This is a genomic window from Lentzea sp. NPDC037011, from assembly GCF_055607425.1.
On the sequence record NZ_JBVJRT010000001.1, the window covers coordinates 279,198 to 302,589 of the forward strand.

25 protein-coding genes are annotated in these 23,392 nt (G+C 70.1%); 11 read left to right on the plus strand and 14 right to left on the minus strand.

Annotation, left to right across the window (positions count from 1 at the left end):
• The first annotated feature begins 227 nt into the window (after positions 1-227).
• The gene (locus ACZ7CH_RS01400) at positions 228-1,379 is read left to right on the plus strand and encodes a S8 family serine peptidase (protein WP_470372928.1); all 1,152 of its coding nucleotides are present in this window, start codon (positions 228-230) and stop codon (positions 1,377-1,379) included.
• Here the strand turns inward: ACZ7CH_RS01400 and ACZ7CH_RS01405 are convergent.
• From ACZ7CH_RS01405 to ACZ7CH_RS01415, 3 genes are all read right to left on the minus strand, one after another.
• Entirely contained in the window at positions 1,345-2,247 is a 903-nt protein-coding gene (locus tag ACZ7CH_RS01405) for an ABC transporter ATP-binding protein (protein WP_470369776.1), read from the minus strand. The two genes, ACZ7CH_RS01400 and ACZ7CH_RS01405, sit on opposite strands and share 35 nt — an antisense overlap.
• A 90-nt stretch (positions 2,248-2,337) precedes the next feature.
• On the minus strand, positions 2,338-3,087 hold the full coding sequence (locus ACZ7CH_RS01410; protein WP_458429879.1) for a hypothetical protein: 750 nt from the start codon (positions 3,085-3,087) through the stop codon (positions 2,338-2,340).
• Between the two features lie 5 nt (positions 3,088-3,092).
• The gene (locus tag ACZ7CH_RS01415; RefSeq protein WP_360393964.1) at positions 3,093-4,004 is read right to left on the minus strand and encodes an ABC transporter ATP-binding protein; all 912 of its coding nucleotides are present in this window, start codon (positions 4,002-4,004) and stop codon (positions 3,093-3,095) included.
• 131 nt (positions 4,005-4,135) lie between these two features.
• Between ACZ7CH_RS01415 and ACZ7CH_RS01420 the strand changes: the two genes are divergently transcribed.
• Positions 4,136-4,570: a PPOX class F420-dependent oxidoreductase gene (locus ACZ7CH_RS01420; RefSeq protein WP_360393967.1), complete on the plus strand. Its 435-nt coding sequence runs from the start codon at positions 4,136-4,138 to the stop codon at positions 4,568-4,570.
• 27 nt (positions 4,571-4,597) lie between these two features.
• On the opposite strand, the gene ACZ7CH_RS01425 is transcribed toward ACZ7CH_RS01420, so the two are convergent.
• Complete coding sequence (locus ACZ7CH_RS01425) at positions 4,598-5,386, minus strand: HAD family hydrolase (RefSeq protein ID WP_470369777.1); 789 nt, start codon at positions 5,384-5,386, stop codon at positions 4,598-4,600.
• Between the two features lie 48 nt (positions 5,387-5,434).
• On the opposite strand from ACZ7CH_RS01425, the gene ACZ7CH_RS01430 reads away from it, so the two are divergent.
• The 3 genes from ACZ7CH_RS01430 to ACZ7CH_RS01440 are packed head-to-tail and all read left to right on the plus strand — an operon-like array spanning position 5,435 to position 7,337.
• Positions 5,435-5,962 (plus strand): TetR/AcrR family transcriptional regulator, encoded by a 528-nt coding sequence (locus tag ACZ7CH_RS01430; protein ID WP_360393973.1) that lies wholly within the window; start codon positions 5,435-5,437, stop codon positions 5,960-5,962.
• Positions 5,963-6,439: a pyridoxamine 5'-phosphate oxidase family protein gene (locus tag ACZ7CH_RS01435; protein WP_360393975.1), complete on the plus strand. Its 477-nt coding sequence runs from the start codon at positions 5,963-5,965 to the stop codon at positions 6,437-6,439. It abuts the gene before it with no gap.
• On the plus strand, positions 6,420-7,337 hold the full coding sequence (locus ACZ7CH_RS01440; protein WP_360393978.1) for an SDR family oxidoreductase: 918 nt from the start codon (positions 6,420-6,422) through the stop codon (positions 7,335-7,337). The genes ACZ7CH_RS01435 and ACZ7CH_RS01440 overlap by 20 nt, the downstream gene beginning before the upstream one ends.
• Here ACZ7CH_RS01440 and ACZ7CH_RS01445 read toward each other — a convergent pair.
• The 3 genes from ACZ7CH_RS01445 to ACZ7CH_RS01455 form a co-directional block, all read right to left on the minus strand.
• Positions 7,334-7,990, minus strand: coding sequence for a response regulator transcription factor (locus ACZ7CH_RS01445; protein ID WP_360393981.1), 657 nt, complete (start codon positions 7,988-7,990; stop codon positions 7,334-7,336). The genes ACZ7CH_RS01440 and ACZ7CH_RS01445 overlap by 4 nt on opposite strands.
• 9 nt (positions 7,991-7,999) lie before the next feature.
• Positions 8,000-9,178 carry a sensor histidine kinase gene (locus ACZ7CH_RS01450; protein WP_360393984.1) on the minus strand — a complete coding sequence of 393 codons (1,179 nt, stop codon included), beginning with the start codon at positions 9,176-9,178 and terminating at the stop codon, positions 8,000-8,002.
• A 184-nt stretch (positions 9,179-9,362) separates the two neighbouring features.
• Positions 9,363-9,800 carry a hypothetical protein gene (locus ACZ7CH_RS01455; RefSeq protein ID WP_360393986.1) on the minus strand — a complete coding sequence of 146 codons (438 nt, stop codon included), beginning with the start codon at positions 9,798-9,800 and terminating at the stop codon, positions 9,363-9,365.
• Positions 9,801-9,852: 52 nt separating this feature from the next.
• Between ACZ7CH_RS01455 and ACZ7CH_RS01460 the strand changes: the two genes are divergently transcribed.
• The 3 genes from ACZ7CH_RS01460 to ACZ7CH_RS01470 are packed head-to-tail and all read left to right on the plus strand — an operon-like array spanning position 9,853 to position 13,534.
• Positions 9,853-11,355: a dynamin family protein gene (locus ACZ7CH_RS01460; protein ID WP_360393989.1), complete on the plus strand. Its 1,503-nt coding sequence runs from the start codon at positions 9,853-9,855 to the stop codon at positions 11,353-11,355.
• Positions 11,352-11,717, plus strand: coding sequence for a nucleotide exchange factor GrpE (grpE, locus tag ACZ7CH_RS01465; RefSeq protein ID WP_360393992.1), 366 nt, complete (start codon positions 11,352-11,354; stop codon positions 11,715-11,717). Before ACZ7CH_RS01460 ends, grpE begins: the two co-directional genes overlap by 4 nt.
• A complete protein-coding gene (locus tag ACZ7CH_RS01470) occupies positions 11,714-13,534 on the plus strand; it encodes a dynamin family protein (protein ID WP_470369780.1) in 1,821 nt (606 codons plus the stop codon). The genes grpE and ACZ7CH_RS01470 overlap by 4 nt, the downstream gene beginning before the upstream one ends.
• Here ACZ7CH_RS01470 and ACZ7CH_RS01475 read toward each other — a convergent pair.
• A complete protein-coding gene (locus tag ACZ7CH_RS01475; protein WP_360393998.1) occupies positions 13,531-13,911 on the minus strand; it encodes an Imm32 family immunity protein in 381 nt (126 codons plus the stop codon). The genes ACZ7CH_RS01470 and ACZ7CH_RS01475 overlap by 4 nt on opposite strands.
• A 97-nt stretch (positions 13,912-14,008) precedes the next feature.
• On the opposite strand from ACZ7CH_RS01475, the gene ACZ7CH_RS01480 reads away from it, so the two are divergent.
• The 3 genes from ACZ7CH_RS01480 (at position 14,009) to ACZ7CH_RS01490 (ending at position 17,138) form a co-directional block, all read left to right on the plus strand.
• Positions 14,009-14,695, plus strand: coding sequence for a hypothetical protein (locus tag ACZ7CH_RS01480; RefSeq protein ID WP_360394001.1), 687 nt, complete (start codon positions 14,009-14,011; stop codon positions 14,693-14,695).
• Between the two features lie 303 nt (positions 14,696-14,998).
• On the plus strand, positions 14,999-16,810 hold the full coding sequence (locus ACZ7CH_RS01485; RefSeq protein ID WP_360394004.1) for a phosphoenolpyruvate carboxykinase (GTP): 1,812 nt from the start codon (positions 14,999-15,001) through the stop codon (positions 16,808-16,810).
• Positions 16,811-16,925: 115 nt separating this feature from the next.
• Complete coding sequence (locus ACZ7CH_RS01490) at positions 16,926-17,138, plus strand: hypothetical protein (protein WP_470372929.1); 213 nt, start codon at positions 16,926-16,928, stop codon at positions 17,136-17,138.
• A gap of 296 nt (positions 17,139-17,434) precedes the next feature.
• Here the strand turns inward: ACZ7CH_RS01490 and ACZ7CH_RS01495 are convergent, their stop codons facing one another.
• From ACZ7CH_RS01495 to ACZ7CH_RS01520, 6 genes are all read right to left on the minus strand, one after another.
• Positions 17,435-18,277, minus strand: a complete 843-nt coding sequence (locus ACZ7CH_RS01495) for a septum formation family protein (protein WP_470372930.1) — start codon at positions 18,275-18,277, stop codon at positions 17,435-17,437.
• Positions 18,274-19,539 carry a pyroglutamyl-peptidase I gene (locus ACZ7CH_RS01500; protein WP_470372931.1) on the minus strand — a complete coding sequence of 422 codons (1,266 nt, stop codon included), beginning with the start codon at positions 19,537-19,539 and terminating at the stop codon, positions 18,274-18,276. Before ACZ7CH_RS01500 ends, ACZ7CH_RS01495 begins: the two co-directional genes overlap by 4 nt.
• 80 nt (positions 19,540-19,619) lie before the next feature.
• Positions 19,620-21,254, minus strand: a complete 1,635-nt coding sequence (gene mctP / locus ACZ7CH_RS01505) for a monocarboxylate uptake permease MctP (RefSeq protein ID WP_360394016.1) — start codon at positions 21,252-21,254, stop codon at positions 19,620-19,622.
• A complete protein-coding gene (locus ACZ7CH_RS01510) occupies positions 21,254-21,520 on the minus strand; it encodes a DUF3311 domain-containing protein (protein WP_470372932.1) in 267 nt (88 codons plus the stop codon). The genes mctP and ACZ7CH_RS01510 overlap by 1 nt, the downstream gene beginning before the upstream one ends.
• 107 nt (positions 21,521-21,627) lie before the next feature.
• Positions 21,628-22,320, minus strand: a complete 693-nt coding sequence (locus ACZ7CH_RS01515; protein ID WP_360394020.1) for a GntR family transcriptional regulator — start codon at positions 22,318-22,320, stop codon at positions 21,628-21,630.
• A 106-nt stretch (positions 22,321-22,426) separates the two neighbouring features.
• Positions 22,427-23,323 (minus strand): ROK family protein, encoded by an 897-nt coding sequence (locus tag ACZ7CH_RS01520; protein WP_470372933.1) that lies wholly within the window; start codon positions 23,321-23,323, stop codon positions 22,427-22,429.
• Positions 23,324-23,392: the final 69 nt, after the last annotated feature.

The window sequence follows — 23,392 nt, forward strand, 5'->3', positions numbered from 1 at the left end:
GAGATCAAGAGAGTTGGGCGCCTCGAGCGCACTAGCCCATTCGAGGCCGAGCATTGCTTCGACACGAACCACTGGCCACCTCCGGCCTCGGGATAACCCCATTGAACGCCAACTCAAACGTGAGGGATGTCCGAATAGTGGTGTTTCACGGGTTGTTAACACCACTATTACGCTGAGTGTGACCCCGGGCACGTTGCGCCGCGCAGCGGAAACACGATGTACCCGACGTGCCACTGCTCCCCGCTCTCGCCGTCGTGCTGCCGTTGCTGCTCGCCGCGCAGACGATCGAGGAGCAGGAGTGGCACCTCGACGCGCTCGACGTCTACAGCGCGCAGGCCCAGACCCGCGGTGACGGCGTGATCGTCGGCGTGATCGACTCCGGTGTCGACGCGAGGCACCCGGACCTGGTCGGACGCGTCCTGCCGGGCACCGGTTTCGGCAGCTCCAAGGGCACCGACGGCACCACCGACACCGACGGGCACGGCACCGCCATGGCCGCGATCATCGCGGGGACCGGTCGCAACGGCGGGGCCCTCGGCATCGCGCCCGGCGCGAAGGTCCTCCCCGTTGCGAGCGCGGAGAAGACGCAGTTCGCGCTCGACGTCGTGGCCGAGAGCATCCGGTGGGCCACCGACCACGGCGCCAAGGTGATCAACCTGTCGCTGGGCTTCACCGGCTCGACGACGCCGGGCCTCGTCCGTGCCGTGAACTACGCGGTGGAGAAGGACGTCGTCCTCGTCGCCGCGACCGGCAACGAGGGCAAGGCGGTCTCGGCACCCGCGAACATCGGCGGCGTGATCGCGGTCGCGGGCACGAACCGCACCGGTCAGCCGTGGAAGTCCTCCAACGTCGGTGCGGGCACCGTGCTCGCCGCGCCCGCCGAGGGCATCGTCACCGCCGCGCCGGAGAGCGTGTACGCCAGCGGCTACGCCGAGATGGACGGCACGAGCGCGGCGTCGGCGATCGTGGCCGGTGCCGCGGCGCTGGTGCGGGCCAAGCACCCGGACATGGCGGCCAAGGACGTCGTCAACGCGCTGATCAGGACCGCGAAGGACGTCGACGTGCCCGGCCGCGACGACCGGACCGGTTTCGGCCTGGTCGACCCGGCCGCCGCCGTCGCGGCCCAGCTGCCGCCGGTGGAGCGCAACCCGCTGCTGCCGCCGCCCGCGCCGTCGACCGACCCGGCGCCGGCCGCGGTGGCGCAGGAACGGGTCGCGCAGCAGGTCGTCGTGAAGGACCGGCTGCCGTTCGTCGCCGGCACCGCCGGCGGCGTCGCGCTGCTCACGGCGTTGCTGATCGCGCTGCCCACCGCCCGGTCGCGCCGCCGCCCGCAGCCGGAACGGGTCAGTGCGCCTGGTACTCCACCGACTCCTTGGTGAGCTGCATGAACGCGTCCTCCAGCGACCCGCGCTGAGGGCTGAGCTCGTGCAGCACGACCTGGTGCTCCGCGGCGAGCTCACCGATCTGCTGCGCCGGGATGCCCTGCACCACCAGCGCTCCGCTCGCCGGGTCGTCGGTGACCGTCGCGTGCGCCGCGAGGACCTCGCGCAGCTTCGCGGCGTGCGGCGACCGCACCCGGACGGTGTCCTGGGTCGCGTCGGCGATGAACTGCTCGGTGGTGGTCTGCGCGATCAGCCGGCCGCGGCCGATCACGATGAGGTCCTGCGCGGTCTGCGCCATCTCCGAGAGCAGGTGGCTCGACACGAACACCGTGCGGCCCTCGTCCGCGAGCCGGTGCATGAACTGCCGGATCCACAGGATGCCCTCGGGGTCCAGGCCGTTGACCGGCTCGTCGAACAGCAGCACCTCGGGGTCGCCGAGCAGCGCGCCCGCGATGCCGAGCCGCTGCGACATGCCGAGCGAGAAGCCGCCCGCGTTCTTGTGCGCGACCTCGGTGAGGCCGACGACCTCCAGCACCTCGCCGACCCGGCTGACCGGGATCTTGTTGGAGACCGCGAGCCACTTCAGGTGCGAGCGGGCGGACCGGTTGGGGTGCACCCACTTCGCGTCGAGCAGCGCGCCGACCTTGCGCAGCGGCTGCTTGAGCTGGGCGTAGTGCTTGCCGTCGATCGTGACGTCGCCCCCGGTGGGGGTGTCGAGGCCGAGGATCATCCGCATCGTCGTGGACTTGCCCGCGCCGTTCGGTCCGAGGAAACCGGTCACGCGGCCCGGCCGGACGGTGAACGACAGGTCGTCGACGGCCTTGGTGCTGCCGTAGTGCTTGCGCAACCGCACTGCCTCGATCATGGCCTCTCCTGTTCGCTGGAAGAACTGACCGGGACGCAGGTCGCCCCCGACGGATGACCTGCGTCCCGCTCCCCCTTTACCTGGAACCGGTCACGCGTCCCGGCGCTTCGCGACGATCAGCGCGACCACCAGCAACGCGACCGCGATGCCGGCGAAGTAGGCCAGCGATCCCCACTGGCTGAGCTTGAAGTCGATGCCCGCCCCGCCCTGCTCCGGGCTCTCCGCGCCCATGGAGAGGAAGTGGGTGGCGTTCGTGAACGGCAGCCAGGCCTGGATCTTGATGCCGACCTTGGGGATGAACCCGATCAGGCCTTCCGCGGCCATCTGCCAGACGAGCAGGATCGAGACCGCACCGGCGGTCTGGCGGACCATGATGCCCACGGCGATCGCGATGACCGCGCCGATGGCGTAGACGAGGCCGACCCCGGCGACGTGCCGCCACTCCGCGGCCGTGTTGATCGCCAGGTCGGAGCCCGACGACAGCAGCTTCGCGATGCCCACCGAGCCGAAGGCGATGACCTCGCCGAGCACACCGGCGATGAACGCGACCACGACGGTCTTCGCGACGAGCGCCGACGTGCGGTTCGGCACCGCGAGGAAGGTCGAGCGGATGGTGCCGAAGCGGTACTCGGTGGTGACCGCGATCGCCGCCATCACCAGCACCACCGCGATGGCGAGCTGGGCGCTGCCGATCTGGGTCAGACCGAGCGACACCTGGCCCTCGCTGGCCGCGGCGATGATCGCGGTGAGGCCCACGCCCAGCACGATGGCGAGTGCGCTGCACCAGTACGGCGAGCGGGTCGAGAAGAGCTTGATCCGTTCGACTGCCAACAGGGTCATCAGACTCACTTCCCGATCTCTGCGTGGTACTCGACAGCATCGCCGGTCAACTGCATGAACGCCTCTTCGAGCGAACCGCGCTGCGGGCTCAGCTCGTGCAGCACCACACCGTTCGCCGCCGCGATGTCACCGATCTGGTCACTGGTGGCACCCGATACGGACAACGCCCCGTCGGCGCCGTCACGAACCGTGAAGCCCTTGTCCACGAGCAGCGGGCCGAGCTTCGACAGCTGCGGGCTGCGCACGAGCACGGAGTTGCCGGTCGAGCGGTCGATGAACTCCTGCGTGGTGCTCTGCGTGATCAGCTTCCCCCGGCCGATCACGACGAGCTCGCTGGCCGTCAGGGCCATCTCCGACAGCAGGTGGCTCGACACGAGGACCGTGCGGCCCTCGGCGGCCAGGTTCTGCATGAACGTGCGGATCCAGAGGATGCCCTCGGGGTCCAGGCCGTTCACCGGCTCGTCGAACAGCAGCACCCCCGGGTCACCGAGCAGTGCCCCGGCGATCCCCAGCCGCTGCGACATGCCGAGCGAGAACCCACCGGCCTTCTTGCCCGCCACCTGCGTCAGGCCCACGGCGTCGAGCACCGCGTCCACGCGCCCGTCCGGCAGCCCGTTGGACTTCGCGAGCCAGCGCAGGTGAGCCCGCGCACTCCGGTTGGGGTGCACCCACTTCGCGTCGAGCAGCGCCCCGACCGTCCGCAGTGGACGGTTCAGCTCCGCGTAGGGCTTGCCGTCGATCAGCACGCGGCCTGCCGTCGGACGGTCGAGCCCCAGGATCATGCGCATCGTGGTCGACTTGCCGGCACCGTTCGGACCGAGGAAGCCGGTCACCCGTCCAGGGTGGACGGTGAACGACAGGTCGTCGACCGCGACCGTCCTGCCGTATCTCTTGGTGAGGCCGATTGCCTCGATCATGGTGTCGTCCCCTCTTCGTGATGGGACAACTCTCCTGCGGCGAGGGGTGCCACCACATCGCCCTGCGGTCTGCGCGTGCGTCAACTTCCGTCGTCCGGTGGCGCTACCTCGGTCGTAGTTGAATGAGCCACATGGGATACACGGATGCTCCCGAAGGCTGGTGGCGTGAGTTCGTGCTGGCCACGCCGGCCCGCACCGGCAAGCTCGCGGTCACCCGCAAGGACGGCTCACCGCACATCGCGCCGGTGTGGGTCGACCTCGACGGCCCCGACCTCGTCTTCCTGACCGCGCGCGACACGGTCAAGGGCAAGTCGATCCTGCGCGACGGCCGGGTGGCCCTGTGCTTCGACGACGAGACGCCGCCGTTCAACTTCGTCACCATCACCGGCCGCGCCGTGACCGACGAGGACCCCGAGCAGCTGAGGTACTGGGCAGGCCGGACCGCCGCCCGCTACATGGGCGACGACCAGGCCGACGCCTACGCCGAGCGCAACGGAGTGCCCGGCGAGATGGTCGTCCGCGTGAAGGTGGACAAGGTCGTGGCCAAGACGAACGTGGCAACCTGACCCCCTTGCTCGCAGATGCCGTGGAAGCTAGGCCGGGAAGAAGCGGGTCAGCGCCTGTGCGGCACCGTCTTCCAGGACGGTGCCGGTCACCTCGTCGGCCGCCGCCTGCACGACCGCCGGTGCCTGGCCCATCGCGATCCCGCGTGCCGCCCACCGCAGCATCTCGACGTCGTTGGAGCCGTCCCCGATCGCCAGCGTGTCCGCGGCGTCGACCCCCAGCGACTTCCGCAGGTCCTCCAGCGCCCAGCCCTTCGTGACGCCCGGTGGCACCGCGGTCAGCCACGCCTCGGTGTGGTCGACGCTCCACGAGACGCCGGGCAGCTCCAGCTCCCGCACGGCGAACGCCAGCTCGGCCGGGGTGTGGTCGAGCCAGCGCATCACCAGCCGCGGGGTCGGTGTGGCCGCGAGCTCCTCGAAGGTCGCCTGCGTCGTCTCGCCCCACAGGTCGTGCGGCAGGAAGCTGCCGAGCGAGAGGTTGCCGACGCCGGTCTGCTCGACCGCGAACACCGAACCGGGCAGCAGCGCCTGCAACGTCCTGATCGTCGGGCCCGGTTCGAACGTCGTGCGCCGGGTGATCTCCGCCGTCGCCGGGTCCCACCACACCGCGCCGTTCGAGCACAGCGCGAGGGAGACCGGCAGCTGCGGGGCGACCGGGGTGGTGCCGATGAGGCTGCGGCCGGTGCACAGGACCACGTGCGTGCCGTGGCCTGCCGCACGGGTGACGGCGGCTTTCACGGCGGGTGAGACGTCGTTCGAGCCGACTCCGGTGAGGGTTCCGTCGATGTCCAGCGCAACCAGGTGCGGTCTCCAGTTCACGTGGAGCCACCCTAGGCGAAGGTTAGTGAACTGTGGTTCACTAACGCGGTGGCACGGCCTCGCACCATCTCCGACGAACGCGTCCTCACCGCGGTCGCGACCGTGATCGACCGGCGCGGCCCGGAGTTCACGGTGGCGGACGTCGCCGCCGAGGCCGGGGTGTCGGTCGGTGCGGTGGCGAAGCGGTTCGGCTCGAAGAGCGGCCTGCTGCAGGCGCTGACCAGGGCCGGAACGGAGGACGTCGTCCGCAGGACGCGAGAGGCGGGCGGTGTCCGGGCGGCGCTGCTGACCTGGTTCGACCGGCTGGCCGACCCGGTCGTGGCGACGAACAACCTGGCACAGCTGGGGGTCGACCTGATCGACCCGGAGCTGCGGGCGTTGCTGGCCGGGCACTACGCGGCGATGGAGGCCGAGCTGGAGGTCCTGTGCGCGGCCGAGGGGCTGCCACCGAACGCGGCGCGCGTGCTGGCCGCACTGGTGTACGGGATCGCCATGGACTGGTCGATCCGGCCGCGCGGAGAGCTGATGGCACGCATGGAGGAAGACGTCGACCTGGTGTTGGAAGGGATGCGCTGAATGGCGACCTGGGCGGAGTTCGCGGCCGAGGAGCCCGAGCTGGCCGCGTTCGTGGAGGGCCGGTTCGCCGCTGACCGGCACGCGTTGATCGCCACCCTGCGCAGGGACGGCGCACCGCGGCTCAGCGGTGTGGAACCGGACTTCGCGCGCGGCGAACTGTGGACGGGCATGATGCTCGACTCGCTGAAGTCGCGCGACCTGCGGCGTGACCCGCGATTTTCGCTGCACTGCACCACCACGGCCGCCTCGATGGCGGAGGCCGGTGACGCGAAGATCAGCGGCACCGCGGAGTTCTGGACGGACAAGGAGGACTACCTGAAAGACCTGTACGACCGCACCGGCTGGATGCCGGACGCCCTGGACCTGTTCCGGATGAACGTCACCGAGGTCGTGTCGATCACTGTCGAGGGCGACGAGATGGTCGTCGTGTCCTGGCACGAGGGAAGGGGAGCTCGTCGTGTCGCGAAGAAGCCCTGACCTGAGCGGGAAGGTCGCCGTCGTCACCGGCGCCACGCGCGGTGCCGGCCGGGCGATCGCGGTCGAACTGGGCGCCGCGGGGGCCACGGTGTTCGTCGCCGGCCGGACCACGCGCACGCGGCAGTCGGAGGTCGGGCGGTCGGAGACCATCGAGGACACCGCGGAACTGGTCGACGCCGCCGGGGGCAGGGGGATCGCGGTCCGGTGCGACCTGACCGACCCGTCCGACGTGGCCGCGCTGGCGGCGCGCATCGACCGGCTCGACGTGTTCGTCGACAACGCCTGGGGCGGCGAGAACCTCGTCGAGTGGGGCAAGTTCTGGGAGCACGACCTCGACCGGCAGCTGCGCATGTGGCGCAACGGCGTCGAGTCGCACCTGGTCGCGATCCACCGGCTGGTGCCGCTGGTGCTCAAGTCCGACGACGGGCTCGTCGTCGAGGTGACCGACGGCGAGGACGGCGACGCCTACTTCGTGAACCTGCCGTACGACGCGGTGAAGAGCTCGGTGCGGCGGTTCGGCGAGGTGCTGGCGAAGGACCTGGAGGACCACCCGAACGTCACGGCGCTCTCGGCCACGCCGGGGTTCCTGCGGTCCGAGCAGATGCTGGAGGGCTTCGGCGTCACCGAGGCGAACTGGCGCGACGCGGTCAAGGACGTGCCGGACTACGCGTTGTCCGAGACACCGCACTACCTCGGCCGCGGTCTCGCGCACCTCGCCGCGGACCCGGACCGGCGCCGGTTCGCCGGGCGGTGCCTGTCGTCGTGGAAGTTGATGCGCGAGTACGGGTTCACCGACCTCGACGGCTCGCAGCCCGACTGGGGCCGCTGGTACGACGAGGTGGCGAAGCCGCGGAGGGCCGGTCAGACCGTGGAGGCGGACCCGGAGGACTACCGCTAGGCGTCACCGGGGCGGACGAGACCGGTCTCGTAGGCCAGCACCACGGCCTGCACCCGGTCTCGCAGCTCCAGCTTCGCGAGGATTCGGCCGACGTGCGTCTTCACCGTCGCCTCCGACAGGAAGAGCTTGCGCGCGATCTCGGTGTTCGACAGGCCCTTGGCGATCAGCACGAGCACCTCGCGCTCGCGTTCGGTCAGCACGTCCAGCACGGTGGCGTCGCGCAGCTCACCGCCGCCGTCGCCGAGGAACCGGCCGAGCAGCCGCTTCGTCACCGACGGCGAGACCACCGCGTCACCGGAGGCCACGGCCCGCAGCGCGGAGACCAGGTCGCCGGGCGGGGTGTCCTTCAGCAGGAACCCGCTGGCGCCGTTGCGCAACGCCGACAGCGCGTACTCGTCCATGTCGAACGTCGTCATGACCAGCACCTTGGCCGTGTCGGCCTCGGTGATGCGCTTGGTCGCCTCGACCCCGTCGAGCACGGGCATGCGGACGTCCATCAGCACGACGTCGGGCCGCAGCTTGTCGGCCATCTGCACGGCGTCCAGGCCGTCGGCGGCCTCGCCGACGACGTCGATGTCCTCCTGCGCCCCCAGCACCATGCGGAAGCCCATGCGCATGAGTTCCTGGTCGTCGACCAGCAGCACCCGAATCACGTGATCACCCTATGCGGCGAGCGGGAAGACCGCGCGGACGCGCCAGCCACCACCGGGGTTGGGGCCCGCCTCGAACTCACCGCCCAGCACCGCCGCCCTTTCCCTCATGCCGATGAGACCGTTGCCGCCGGACACCTTGACCACGTCGTGCGGTGTGCCGAAGCCGTCGTCGACGACCTCGAGGTGCAGCTGCTCCGGCGTGCGGGCCAGCCGGACGGTCGCCGTCGAACCGGTGCCCGCGTGCTTGATGGTGTTGGTCAGTGCTTCCTGCACGATCCGGTAGGTGCTCAGGCCGACACCGGCGGGCAGGTCGTCGACGTCGCCGGTGATCTCCAGGCGGACCGGGACCCCGGCCGCGCGGGCGTTCTCGGCGAGCTCGACCACACCGCGCGCGTCGGGCTGCGGCTCCCACTGCGTCTCGGAGTCCTCGCTGCGCAGCACGCCCAGCAGCCGCCGCATCTCGGTCAGCGCGAGCCGGCCGGTCTCGGCGATCGTGCGCACGGCGTTCTCGGCGACCTCCGGCTGCTTGCGGATCGTGTACGCGGCGCCGTCGGCGTGGACGATCATGACGCTGACCGCGTGGGCGACCACGTCGTGCAGCTCGCGGGCGATGCGGGAGCGCTCCTCGCCGACCGCGAGCCGCGCCTGCTGGTCGCGCTCGGTCTCCAGCAGCTTGAGGCGTTGCTCCAGTTCGTTCTGGTAGGCGCGGCGGGCCCCGATGAACTCGCCCATCGCCCAGCTGAAGCCGAAGATCACGAAGATCATGAACACGAACAGGACGGCCTCTGGCTGGCCGACCTGGAAGACCGCCCAGAGCAGCGTGCCCGCGATCAGCCAGGCCAGGTAGATCAACCCGGCCTTGCGGCCCATGTACGCGACGAGCGTGTACAGCGCGATGGCCATTGCGAAGTCGGCCATCCGCACCGGCAGCCCGGTCTCCCACCCGCCGTGCGTGAACAGCTGCAGGAACCCGCCCGCGAGGATCAGGTAGCTGGAGCCGACCGGGTGGTAGCGCCGGAACGGCAGCGGGCCGAGCAGCAGCAGCGTGACGGCGAGGAACGCGGACACGGACAGGCCGCGGTCGACGCCTGCGACACCCGCTGCCAGGTCGAACAACGCCAAGATCCCGGCGATCAGGGAGTCCCCGAACGCCGGGTGTGCCTTCATCCACAGGCTGAACCGCCGCACCGGACAAGGTTAGGTGCGAGTCGAACTTCCGCGCGTCGCGCCACGGGCTGACACCGGGTACTACCTCGGAGTGAGTTCCTGTGTCGAGGGGTTGATGCACCGCAGGCGTGCTCACGACAGGACGAAGGCAGGGCACCGTGGTAGCTGCCCTGCCTTCATCTGCACTGGACGCCGTCCGCGCGCACTACTTCGCGGAGTAGGGCGACTCGATCTTCGGTGCGGGTCGCGGGTCGCTCACATGTGCGTGGCGCTCCTCGTAGATGCGGTGCTCCTCCGCCATCTGGTCGGCGAGCTGCTGCTGCACCTGGCGATCCCTGATCCTGGCCAGGATCGCCATCGTGACGCCGTGGGCCAGTGCCAGGAGCAGCAGCACGATCCCCAGCTTCACGACCACGTTCTTCACCGCGTCACCGGTCTCGATGCCAATCGTCGAGACCAACGCGAGCAGGCCGAGCACGACGAGGTGGAACAGGACGGCCGTCAGCTTCATCATGCCGCCGGCCTGGTCGTCGTCGTACGCCGCGCGCTTCAGGTATTCCTTGCCACTGCGGTAGATCAGCTGGCCGTCTACGACGACCAGGACGATCCCCAGCACTAGGAACGTCACGTAGCTGTCACCCATGCACGGTGGCTACCCGAGTACGTACGTGCACAAACCGTGGCAGGATTCGGACGTGACGGCGTTGCAGGGACGACAACTGGCCGGCCCGCTCTGCGCGGCGGTGGCCCACCTGTGCGTCGCGCTGCAACAGCAGGTCTCCCCCGCCACGGCCGCCGGTTTCCAGGAGGTCCTGCGCCGGCTGCACGCACCGTTGCAGGTCGCGGTCGCCGGCCGCATCAAGTCCGGCAAGTCGACGCTGGTCAACGCACTGATCGGGCGTCGGGTCGCGCCCACCGACGTCGGCGAGTGCACGCGGCTCGTGACCCGGTACCAGTACGGGACGGTCGACCGGATCGAGGTGGTGCTGCAGGACGGGCGGCGGCAGGTGCTGCCGTTCGACGCCGCCGGCATGATCCCCGCCTCGCTCGGCCTCGACGGCGTCTCGCACATCGAGGCCTACCTGACGAACGCGGTCCTGCGCGACTTCACCGTCATCGACACGCCCGGCCTGGGCTCCCTGGACGCGAGCTCGGTAGCGCGGACCGAGGAGCTGCTGGACCCGGTGTCGCGCAACGCGGTCGCCGGCGCCGAGGCCGTGCTGTACGTCGTGACGCAGGGGGTGCGCGCCGACGACCACCAGACGCTGGCCGCCTTCACCGCCGCCACGGCGTCGCGGGAGGCGGGGCCGGTCAACGCGGTGGCGGCGTTGAACAAGGTCGACGCGGTCGCCCCGGAGTCGGTCGCGGGGTCGGACGGCGACGTGTGGCGCGCCGCCGAGATCCTGGCGGCGAAGCAGGCCGAGCTGCTCAAGCCGCGGGTGGCCGACGTGCTGCCGGTGATCAGCCTGCTCGCCGAGTCCGCGGAGACCGGCGAGTTCACCTCCGCCGACGCCGACGCGCTGCGGCAGCTGGCCGCGCTGGACGCGGACACCCGCACGATGATGCTGATGTCCGGCGACCTCTTCACGTCGTGGGACTGCGCGGTGCCGGCGGGCGTGCGGTCGCGGTTGCTGGAGAAGCTCGACCTGTACGGCATCGGCCGCGCACTGGCCGCCCTGGACGCCGAGCCCGGTCTCACCGCCGGCGCGTTGCGGCGGGTGCTGTTCGACGCGTCGGGGTTCGCCGCCGTGCGGGCGCGGCTCGACGCGGTGTTCCGCTCCCGTGCCGACGGCATCAAGGCGGCGGCCGCGCTCGCGTCGGTGACGTCGCTGGCCGCGGCCGACCCCGGTGAACGGCAGCGCGTGCACGACGCGATCGAGGTGCTGCTGGCCCGGCCGGAGGCGCACCAGCTGCGGTTGCTGGAGGCGTTGACGCTGGTCTCGTCGGGTGCGGTGGTGCTGGCGCCGGACCTGACCGAGGAGGTGCTGCGGCTGGGCAGCACCCCCGGCGTGTCCGGCCGGCTGGGACTGCCCGGCCGTCCGGTGGCGGAGCTGCAGGCGTTCGCGCTGGAACGGGCCGGCTGGTGGCGTTCGTTCGCCTCCTTCGGCGCGACGCCGGCGCAGGCCCGGGTGGCGCACGTCGTCCACAGGGCGTATTTCCTCATTTGGCAGCAACTACGTGCTGGGGGGCACCGATGAGCGTGGGTGGAACCGATCCGGCGGACCTGGCGTCGGACGCTGGTGTGGAGACCATTGCCGACGAGCTGCTCGACCAGGCGCTGGCCGAACGCCGCGCACTGGTCCAGCTCTGCCTGTACGCGCTCGACCGCGCGAGCTCCGGCGTGGTGCAGCGCATCGAGGAAGGTCTGTCGTCCATAGGAGTGGTCGCGGTCCGCGCGGACGGCCAGCGGTTCGACCCCGCGCAGCACGAGGCGGGCGGCACGGTGCCGACGGACGACGTGTCGTTGCTCGGCCTGGTCGCCGAGACCGAGGTCCCCGGCTTCTGCGACCGCGGCCGGGTCCTGCGCGCACCGATCGTGACGGTCTACACGCCCCGATGAGCAACCTCCCGCAGACGGTCCGCGCGACCCGTGAACGCCTCACGGCGGTGGTCCGCGACCTCGACCCGGCGATGGCCGACTGGGTCTCCCGCCGCTCGGTGCCGGAGACCTCGTCCGTCGTGGTCGTCGGCGAGACCAACCGCGGCAAGTCGTCGCTGGTCAACGCACTGCTGGCCGCACCGGGCCTGTCGCCGGTCGACGCCGACGTGGCCACCTCGACCTACCTGGTCTTCCAGCACGGCCCCGACTGGGCCGCCCGCGCCTGCTACCCCGGTGTGCTGGCGCCCGTGTCGTTCCCGCTGCCCGCCTTGATCAACTGGGTGTCCGCGGCCCACGAGCTGCCGCCCGGCGAGCTGCCACCGCGCTACGTCGAGGTCGACGCGCCGATCCCGCTGCTCTCGCGGATGTCCGTTGTGGACACTCCGGGGGTCGGCGGGCTGGAGTCCGTGCACGGCGAGCTGGCCCTGGAGGCCGTCACCTCCGCCACCGCGCTGGTGTTCGTGGTCGACGCCTCCTCCCCGTTCACCCGCGGTGAGCTGGACTTCCTCAAGCGCGTCGGCGACCGGGTCGAGACCGTCGTCTTCGCCCTGACGAAGACCGACCGGTACCGCGGCTGGCGCCAGGTCCAGGACGCGAACACGGCCCTGCTGGCCGAGCACGCCCCGCGCTTCGCCGAGGCGGCGTGGTTCCCGGTCTCCTCCCGCATGTTCGAGATGGCCGCCCAGGCCCCGAACCCCGACGCCGCCGCGATGCTCCGCGAGCGTTCCGGCGTCGCCGCGCTGCAGACCTCGTTGCAGGAGCTGGTCTCCGGCCGCGCCGGGATGCTCGCCGAGGCCAACGCCCTGCGCGCACTGACGACGGTGCTCGCCGAGCTGACCATCCGCCTCGACCACGAGAAGCGCGCCCTGTCCGTCGGCGAGGACGAGGCGGAGGTGCTGCGCGCCCGCCGCGAGGAGCTCGTCACCGAACGCCGTTCCTCCACCCGCGGCTGGCAGGTCCGCCTGCGCGGCGAGGTCCAGCGCGCCCGCGTCGAGAACTCCCACGAGATCTCCCGTCAGATGCGCGACCTGCAGACCTGGTACCGCCAGGCCATCGACACCGCCGACCGCACGGCACTGGCGGCGTTGCCCGCCCAGGTCGACACGGCACTGCAGGTCGTCTCCAGCCGCATCTCCACCGTGCTGTCGGTGCGCCTGGCCGCCATCGCCGACACCGTGCTGTCCTCGTTGTTCAGCCCCGACGAGCTGACCCTGATCCGCGGCCAGTTCGCCCGCGGCGAGCGACCCCCGGTCGTGTTGCGCCCCAAGGAGAAACGCCCACCCACGGCAGAGGACAAACTGCTGGTGTTCATGGGCGTCTCCGGCGGCCTCGGCGCCGGCAAGCTCGCCGTCATGCCGCTGGCGGGCCTCGGCATCGCCGCGCTGAACCCGATCGTCCTGCCGGTGACCATCGCGCTGGGCCTGGGCGCCGGCTGGTGGATGGCCAGGACCCGCACCCACACCGCCGAGAAGCAACACGTCAAGCAGTGGCTCTCCGACGCCATCGCCGACGCGCGGTCGATGGTCGACCAGCTCGCCGCCGAACAGCTCATCGAGGCCGAACAGGCGTTGTCGCTGGCGCTGGACGAGGCGCTGGCCAAGCGGATCGAGGCCATCGAGGCCGAGCTGCGCGAGGTCGACAAGGCCCTCCGCATGGAGGCCGGTGAACGCGGCCGCGAGCTCCAGGCCGTGACGCGTCAGCTGGCGGAGGTGGAGTCGGGGCGGTCCAGGGCGGAGGAGCTGCTGGGCCGCATCCGCCAGGTCCGCGACCGCACCTAGGCTTCGGTGACCTGCACGACCAGCGGCCACGACTCCTCGGCGAGGTGGTGGTGGCCCGGGAAGTGGTCGACGTGCACGTGGTGGTCGAAGTCCGCCTCCTCGGCCAGATCGCGCAGCACCTCGCCCAGCACCGCCAGGTGCTCGGCCCCACCGCTGACCACGAGCTCCTGGTCCACCACGTCGACCACGACCTCGCCCCCGGTCACCCGGACCTCCAGTGCCCGCAGGCACGTCTCGTACGGGGCCGGGTCGGTCAGCTCCGTCTCCACCCGCCCGCCCGTGCAAAAGAACAGGTCGGCGGCCTGCGCGACCGACCCTCGGGAGCCCGACAGGTCGACCTCCCGCGTACGCGACGAGCAGCGCAACACGACTGCCATGACTGTTCCTCCGGTCGGCGGGTGTGGTTGGCGGTGGAACCAAACCGGCATAACGTAGGTCAGACCGGTACGCAGAAGGTGTAGGAGGTGTGTCCCGGTGTACATCGACGAGAACGGTGCGGCCGACGCCGAGCTGAAGGTGACCGTCGAGGACGAGGAGTACACCGCCGACGTCACCTTCGACCTGAACGACGACGGCGTGAACGACTCCGCCGTGGTCGAGACGGACGACGGCGGCCATCTGGCGTTCACCGACACGAACGGCGACGGTGACGCCGATCTGATGAGCACGTTCGACAAGGACGGCAATCTCCTGAGCCAGGCGCGGTTCGAGGAGAATTCCGGTGAGTGGGTTGCCGTCCACCCGGACGACCAGACGCAACAAAAGACGAATTCCGGTGCTTCGCAGACGATTGTCGTGGACACCGACGAAGGTGAGCGAAAGGTCGGTCCGGCGACCGAGGACACCGACGGCGACGGCAAGGCCGACACCGCGGTGGTCAAGGACGACGAGGGCGACACCTGGCTGTTCACCGACAAGAACGGTGACGGGCGGGCCGACGTGGCGACCGAGATCACACGGTCTGGCGAGGTCACGATGTCCGAGCAGCGCGGTGACGACTGGGTCGAGGTCGAGCACGGGCACATCGAGTCCGACGGCCGGTACGTGACGGACTCCAAGAGCGGCGTTCTGGACGACTCGGACGAGTGGTTCGAGGAAGAACGGTTCAACGGGGTCGTCCGAATCGATTCCACGACCGGGCAGTGGATCAGCCCCAACTGAAGCGCAGCTCACAGGCCCCGATGTGGTGAGAACCGCATCGGGGCCTCTTGTGTTTTTCCCCCGTCGTGGACGCCTTAACTCCGTCCGTGTGCTGAATCGATTCCAGAATCGGTTTTGTGAGGCAAGCGACAGGCTGGGGGTGCGTTACCTGCCATTCACCGGGCTAACCTCGGTCCATCCCCTTCCACGTGCGCCCGGCCCCACCGGGCGTTGTGGAGCTATTCCCGAGGACGACGAAGTCCCGCACACCGGACGATCCACGTCCTCGGGCGGCCGAGGCGTTCAGTCAGGAGACGAGACGAGATGACGGCAGTGACCATTCCCGGTCTCGACCACGCACCTACCAACCACGCGCGTCTGCTCGCATGGGTTCAGGAAGTCGCAGAGCTGACCTGCCCCGACGAGGTTGTTTGGGCTGACGGGTCCCAGGCCGAATGGGACCGCCTCACGAAGAAGCTCGTCGACGCCGGCACGTTCGTGCCGCTGAAGAAGAAGCCGAACTCGTTCTGGGCCGCCTCCGACCCCAGCGACGTGGCCCGCGTGGAGGAGCGCACGTACATCTGTTCGGTGCGCGAGGAGGACTCGGGCGCGACGAACAACTGGATGGACCCTTCCGAGATGAAGGCCATCATGACCGAGCTCTACCGGGGCTGCATGCGTGGCCGCACGATGTACGTGATCCCGTTCTGCATGGGCCCGCTCGACGCGGAGAAGCCGATGCTGGGCGTCGAGATCACGGACTCGGAGTACGTGGTCGTCTCGATGCACATCATGACCCGCATGGGCAGCAAGGCCCTCGCGGTCTTCGGTGACGACGCGGACTTCGTGCCCGCGCTGCACTCGCTGGGCGCTCCGCTGGAGCACGGCCAGGAGGACGTGCAGTGGCCGTGCAACGAGACCAAGTACATCTCGCACTTCCCGGAGACCCGCGAGATCTGGAGCTTCGGCTCCGGCTACGGCGGCAACGCCCTGCTCGGCAAGAAGTGCTACTCGCTGCGCATCGCGTCCGTGATGGCGCGCGACGAGGGCTGGCTCGCCGAGCACATGCTGATCCTCAAGCTCACCTCGCCGGAGAACAAGGCGTACTACGTCGCCGCCGCGTTCCCGTCGGCCTGCGGCAAGACGAACCTCGCCATGCTGGAGCCCACCATCCCGGGCTGGAAGGTCGAGACGCTCGGCGACGACATCGCCTGGATGCGCTTCGGTGAGGACGGCCGCCTGTACGCGGTGAACCCGGAGAACGGCTTCTTCGGCGTCGCGCCCGGCACCGACTACCACACCAACCCGAACGCGATGCGCACCATCGCCAAGGGCAACTCGCTGTTCACGAACGTCGCGCTGACCGACGACGGCGACATCTGGTGGGAGGGCATGGGCGAGCCCCCGGCCCACCTCACCTCGTGGAAGCACCAGGACTGGACGCCGGACAGCGAGGAGCTCTCCTCGCACCCGAACTCCCGCTACTGCACGCCGATCGAGCAGTGCGACATCAAGGCGCCCGAGTGGGACGACCCGAAGGGCGTGCCGATCAGCGCGATCTTCTTCGGTGGCCGTCGCGCCACGACGATCCCGCTGGTCACCGAGTCGCGCGACTGGCAGCACGGCACCTACATGGGCGCCACGCTGTCGTCGGAGACCACGGCCGCCGCGGTCGGCAAGACCGGTGTCGTGCGTCGTGACCCGATGGCGATGCTGCCGTTCATCGGCTACAACGCCGGCGACTACTTCCAGCACTGGGTCGACCTCGGCAAGCGCGCCGACGCCGACAAGCTGCCGAAGATCTTCTACGTCAACTGGTTCCGCCGCGGCGACGACAAGCGCTTCCTGTGGCCCGGGTTCGGCGAGAACTCGCGCGTGCTGAAGTGGGCCATCGAGCGCATCGAGGGCAAGGCCGCCGCCCAGGAGACGCCGATCGGCTACGTGCCGACCGCCGCTGACCTGGACCTGGAGGGCCTGGACGCGCCGATCGAGGACATCGAGGCCTCGCTCGCGTTCGACGCCGACGAGTGGCGTGCCGAGATCCCGCTGGTCGAGGAGTGGTTCGACAAGATCGGCGAGAAGGTGCCGACCACGCTCCGCGACCAGCTCGCCGCTCTGAAGCAGCGCCTCGGCTGACCTTTCACGGCACGCGGGGACCCCGCGTTCCCCCAGAGGGAACGCGGGGTCCCCGCGTGCGTTTTCAACGGGGGCGGGGAGTGACTGGGTCGCTGAGGTGGGGTATCACTGAGGGGTGACGCAGGACGAGGACTTCCTCGGCGGACTCCACTACGACGGCACCAGCCGCGACGTCGCGGTCGGTCCCTCCACGGGCATCGTCCGCTACTACCCCGTGCCGCCCGCACCACCGTCCCGCACGCCGTGGTGGCGCTACGCCCTCGTGTTCCTCGTCGGACTCGCGCTCGGCGTTGCCGCCGGCGTGGTCCTGTGCAGCGAATTCCTCTGAGTCCGCGCAGCTCATCGTCCATTGCGGACGAAGTTGTCCACAGATGTGGACGGCTCTGTGCACAGGTTGTGGATGGTTGTGGACAGCCCTGTGGGCACACCGGGGCGCGGTCTCTATCGGGAGAAGCGGTCCCGCTCCAGGAATGAACCCGGCCCCTCCCGGGAACGTCTTGTACATGTGATGGCGATCACCAAGATCGTCACCGGGGACGGAAAGGGAGGTGTGCCGTGGGAATCGCAGGAGTCGCGATGCTGGTGCTGTCCCTCGCCGCCGTGCTGATGGTCGTGATCGCCGGATCAGTTGGGCAGCGGGTTGTCGCGGATGCCGAGGAGAGTGCCGCTGAAGGCCCTGGTGGCCTCCGCGTAGCAGATGGCGTTGGTCCAACCCTCTGACCACGCCTGCGAACCGGGGTTCCGCCACGCCGGGAAGACGTCCGTGCGCTTGGACGAACCCAGGTAGTCGTGCACGGCCTTGGTGCACTTTTCCGTCGCGATGGCGTTCATCTGCTCCTTGGACGGAGCCGGGTCGCTCGGCTTGCCGAGGGAGACCACACCGCCGGGCACGGCCTCGGCGAGGTGCGCGCCGTTGCAGGCCGTCACCTTCACCTCCGCGTCCTTCGACGGTGAGCCGCTGGTGCAGGTCTGGAACGTCGAGAAGCCGTTCTGGCCGAGGATGTTCTTCACGGAACCCTTGCGCGCCAGCGGCTTCTCGTCGGGGCTGATCTCCACGACGGTGCACAGCCGCCAGCGCTGACCGTCCTTCCAGCCCTGCTCGTTCGGCCAGAAGGCCCACACCCGCAGGCGCGTCGAGTCCGCGTCGCCACTGCCCAGGTACTCGGTCAGCACCGAACGGCACGGCGGCAGCGCGACCTTGCGCAGCGCCTGCGTGTCCGGGTAGCTCGCGCCGAGACCGGAGAGCTCACCGACGCTCATCACCTCGGCCTCGTGCGCCCCGGCGCAGTCGAGGACCTTGAGGTCGAACGCGTTCATGCACTGCCCCGCCTTCGGCAGCGTCGGCGCGGACGCGCTGGCGGTGGACGGCATCGGTCCGGGGACCGCCTGCCCGCCCACGTTGATCGTGCAGGCCGAGACCGCCCACGCGCTCAAGAAGATGCCCACCGCCAGCCGCACACGAGTCACACCGCAGAGACTAGGGCCTTGACCTGATCGGCGATGGCCCGGCGCTGGTTTTCGAAGGCCGCATCGGTCAGCGCGGCCGGGTCGGCGGGCTGCCCGAGGACCGGCGTGTGCAGGTGTCCACCGAGGACTTCCGTTGCCCCGTAACCGATCCGCAGCCGGTTCGCGCGGTACATGCTCTCGTTCGACAGGTAGTCGCCGCCACCGCCGACCGCCGCGGCCGCACCGGGGGTGGGCTCGTCCGTGCGGCAGTCCTGCTGCGAACCGACCGGCGTGCCGACCTTCCACTCGCAGAAGCTGCGGTTGAGCACCACGGGGTACGGACCGGTGCCCGCGTCGATCATCTTCTGGTACGGCAACGAGGTCTCGATGAACTCGGTCGCCGGCTGCGGCCACCCGGCCGCGTCCGGGACGCTGCCGAACGTGCGCACGTCGTTGTTGTCCGGCGAGCCGCCCCGCCAGCGAGCCGCCCACCGTTCGACGTCGAACCGGTCCGGCCGGCCCTGGCTGATCGTCACGAACCCGTCCGGCCGGTTCCGCTGCTGCAACGCGGAACCGTAGAACTGCTCGACGATCCCCTCGTCGAAACCGCCCCACAGCACCGGGAGCACCGCCGCCTGCACCACGACCTTGCCGCCGGGAGTGTCGATCTCACGGCCGTCGAGCTGCAACGCCGCCGCACCGGCCGGGTTGGCGCGCCGGACGTTCGTGCCGGTGAGCTGGAACGGGTCGAAGCCGGTCACCGCGATCCGCCGCACCCCCGGCCTCACCGGGAACGCCGCGTCGCTCAGCCCGCGCGAGGCCCAGTCGAACTGCTGGATCAGCTTCGCCCGGTCGTTGACGGACAACGCGAACCGCGGCTTCCACTGCCGCAGCGCGCTGGTGAGCTGCAAGCGCGCCCAGTAGAGCGGGCGGTCGTCGTAGGCGTCGTGCGCGAGCGGTTTCGCGCTCTGCGCGCGGGCGACGGCGGCCTTCCACAGCGCGTTGCCCTCGTTCACGACGAACTGCCGCGCCTGCTTCGCGACGATCTGGCGGCACAGCTTGGCGGTGAAGTCCCCGACCCTGCCGTCGAACCCGCCGAGCGCCACCAGTGCGGGACCGACCGCGGGCCCGCCGGGCACGAGCACGTCGTCGAGCCGCTGCTCCTCGACCGTGAGCGGTGCGGCGGTGTCGTAGCAGTGCGCGTCCTGGGCCTGCGCGACCCCCGGCGCCACGACGAGCGACGCCGTCGCGATGAGTCCGACCAGACCGGCGATGGTTTTCACACCTAGATGCTTAGCGCAACGGGCCACCCGGCAAACCCGCCAGGTGGCCCGTTGTCGTCAGCCTTGCGTCTCGACAGGTGTCAGTGCGCGGCCACCGGCTTGACCCGCGGGCTGTCCTCGTCGACGTGGTAGTCCGACGGGTCGGTGTGGTCGACGCCGTTGGAGACCCCGGCCTTCCTCGCGATCAGCGTGGCGATCACCGCGACCAGCAGGTTCACCACCAGCGCCACGATGCCGACGTAGATCTGCACGGTAGAGGCGCCGAACGGGTGCCAGCCGAAGATCGACAGCTTGCCGAGCGGCAGCGCCGACCCGGCGAAGTGCGCCTTGCCGATGGCCGGGTTGCCGATGTTGTAGAGCAGCCACATGCCGTAGCCCATGCCCGCGACCCAGCCGGCGATCAGGCCGTAGACGTGGAACCAGCGGGTGTACAGCGCGATCGCGACCGCCGGCAGCGTCTGCAGGATCATCACGCCGCCGATGAGCTGCAGGTCGATCGAGAACTGCGGGTCGACGAACACGATGAACGCGACAGCGCCGAACTTCACGACCAGCGACGCGAGCTTGGCCTGCTTCGCCTCCTGCGCCGGCGTCGCGTCCTTCTTCACGTACTCCTTGTAGACGTTGCGCGTCCACAGGTTCGCCGCCGCGATCGACATGATCGCCGCGGGCACCAGCGCACCGATGCCGATGGCCGCGAACGCGATGCCCGCGAACCACGACGGGAAGTTCTGGCCGAACAGCTCGGGAACGATCGTGTTCGTGTCGGGGCGGCCGGTCGCCTGGTTGACGATCGGCTTGGTGCCCGCGCTGATCGCGACGTAGCCCAGCAGCGCCAGCAGACCCAGCACCAGCGAGTACGCCGGCAGCGCGACCATGTTGCGCTTGATGACGTTGCGGCCGCGGCTCGCGAGGATGCCGGTCAGCGAGTGCGGGTAGATGAACAGCGCCAGCGCGGAGCCCAGCGCCAGCGTCGCGTACTGCAGCTGGTTGTTGCTGTTCAACAGGATGCCGTCGGTCTTGGCCGGCGTCGCGTCGAACTTGGCCTGCGCGTCGTTGAAGATCTCGCCCCAGCCGCCGAACTTCGCGGGCAGGTAGACGATCGCCACGAGGATGACGATGTAGATCAGGATGTCCTTGACGAACGCGATCAGCGCCGGCGCCCGCAGGCCCGACTGGTAGGTGTAGAGCGCGAGGATCACGAACGCGATGAACAGCGGCAGGTGGCCGAGGATGCCGGAGCCGTTGAGGCCCATCGACCGCAGCACCGCTTCGAGACCGACCAGCTGCAGCGCGATGTACGGCATGGTCGCGACGATGCCGGTGACGGCGATGATCAGTGCCAGCCAGTGCGAGCCGTAGCGGCCCTTCACGAAGTCGGCGGGCGTGACGTAGCCGTGCACGCGGCTGACCGACCACATGCGCACCAGCGGCAGGAAGACGATCGGGTAGAGCACCACCGTGTACGGCAGGGCGTAGAAGCCGAGCGCACCGGCACCGAACATCAGCGCCGGCACAGCGACGAACGTGTACGCGGTGTAGAGGTCGCCACCGACCAGGAACCACGTGATCCAGCTGCCGAACTTCCGGCCGCCCAGACCCCACTCGTCGAGGTGGTCGAGGGTCTCGCCCTTCTGCCACCGCGCCGCCACGAAACCCATGACCGTGACGAGCAGGAAGAGGACGCTGAAGACGATCAGCTCAGTCCACTGCATCAGTTCGCTCCCTCGTCCAGGTCGTCGACACCCAGCTCGTCCGGCTTACCGGTGACGACCGGCGCGTCCTTGGTCTTCATGTAGACCAGACCGACGGCGAGCACGCCGACCGGCACGAACACGAACTGGTACCAGTAGAAGAAGGGGAGCCCGAAGAGGCGGGGCTCGTCCATGTTGAACCACGGTGTGATGAGCATCAGCAGCGGGACTATCAGCAACAGGTTCCAGTTGCTCCAGCGCAAGCCGGTCCTGGGTTCCGACGGCATGGGGCCCTCCGTGTACGCGGTGTTGCGCGGATGTTAGGCCTGACGACACGGCTCGTCAGCACGCTGATCGGAATCGTTGCACTCCGCTTAACACTTTCTTTGGGCGGTCAGCTCCGCGCTTCCCCGAGCTGCTCGACGAGGTCGGCCTCCGCGAGGTCGAAGTACTCCCGCAGCTTGCCGGTCGCGCGGTCCACGTCACCCGCGTTGAGCAGCTCGACGATCTCCCGGTTCAGCGGCAGGTACGCCAGGTGCAGCCGCTTCGGATCGCTGACCACCCGGAACGCCAGCATGAGTTCCGCGAACAGCCGGTCGGACTCCTCGCTCAGCCGGCTGCTGCCCGCCAGCCCCACGATCCCGCGGTGGAACCGCACGTTGGCCGTCCCGACCCGCCCCCAGTCCTTCCTGGACCCGTGCGAGAGCGCTTCCTCGACCGGCATCCGCACCGCGTTGCGCCGCGCCTCGTCGACGTCGGCCCACTTCTGCAGCGCACCGCACTCGATCACCCGCCGCGCCGCGTAGAGGTCGCGCACGTCCTCGGCCGTCGGCGTCCGCACGAACACCCCGCGGCTGTGCTCGTGCACGAGGATTCGATCCCGCGTGAGCAGCCGGAACGCTTCCCGCAGCGTGTTGCGGCTGACCCCGAGCGCCCCGCCGATCGCCTCCTCGCTGAGCCGCAGGCCCGGTGCCAGCTCCCCGTCGAGCACGCGCTCGCGCAGCATGTCGGCGACCTTCTGCGCGGTGCTGGCCCGCTCCAGGCCGCCCTTGCCCTGCGCCAGCGTCGACACCCACGTCTCGGTCACCGCGCCAGTCTATTTGCGGGATCGTTCGATTGCAGTATCGTTCAACAATTCTACAATCGCGCGCCGGTGCCCACGCATCGCCGCACCGGATCGCGCCTGCCCCGCCTCACCGGGCCTGGACCAGCGCCGCCGCCCCGACCAACCCCGCTTCCCCACCGAGCTCCGCCGCCCGCACCTCAAGACCCGCCAGGTACGACAACCCGGCGTGCGCCTTCAACGCCCGCCGCACCGGCTCGAACAGCAGCTCACCGGCCTGCGCCACCCCGCCGCCGATCACCGCCACGTCCAGGTCGCACACCGCAGCCGCCCCCGCGATGGCCATCCCGACGGCTCGGCCAGCGCGGTCGAAGGCGGCCAGCGGGATCTCCTCACCGGCGAGCGCTGCGGCGGCGAGCAGGGCGGCGTCGGCGTCGTCCGGGGCCTGCCAGCCCGCGTGGCGCGCCCAGGCGACCATGCGGGGGCCGGCGGCCACGGTTTCCACGCAGCCGCGGCCGCCGCACGTGCACGGGGTGCCGTCCGGGTCCACGACGACGTGGCCGATGTGGCCGGCGTTTCCGGTGCGACCGCCGAACGGGCGGCCGTCGAGGACCAGGCCGCCGCCGACGCCGGTCGAGACGACCAGGCCGACCAGGTAGCGGCTGCCCTGGCCGGCGCCGCGCCAGTGTTCGCCGAGGGCCATGCAGACGCCGTCGCCGGCCAGTTCCACCGGCACACCGGGGAGCAGGGACGCCACCGAGTCGCGCAGCGGGAAGTTCCGCCAGGACGGCACGTTGATCGGCGACACGGTGCCGTCCACCGTGTTGACCGGGCCGGCCGAGGCGATGCCCACGCCGGCCACCGCCACGTCGGCGACCACCGACGTGACCAGCGACGACACCGCGGGCCACGGGTCCGCGGCGGGAGTGGGGACGCGGGTGGTCCGCACCACCGCGCCGGAGGGGGCGACGAGGGCGGCGGCGATCTTGGTGCCGCCGAAGTCCAGTGCCAGCACCAGATCAGTCACGGTCGCCGATCCTAATCCGCGCACTCCGGCAGCGGCTCCACACCGATCACAGTGGACGGTGTGGCGGCG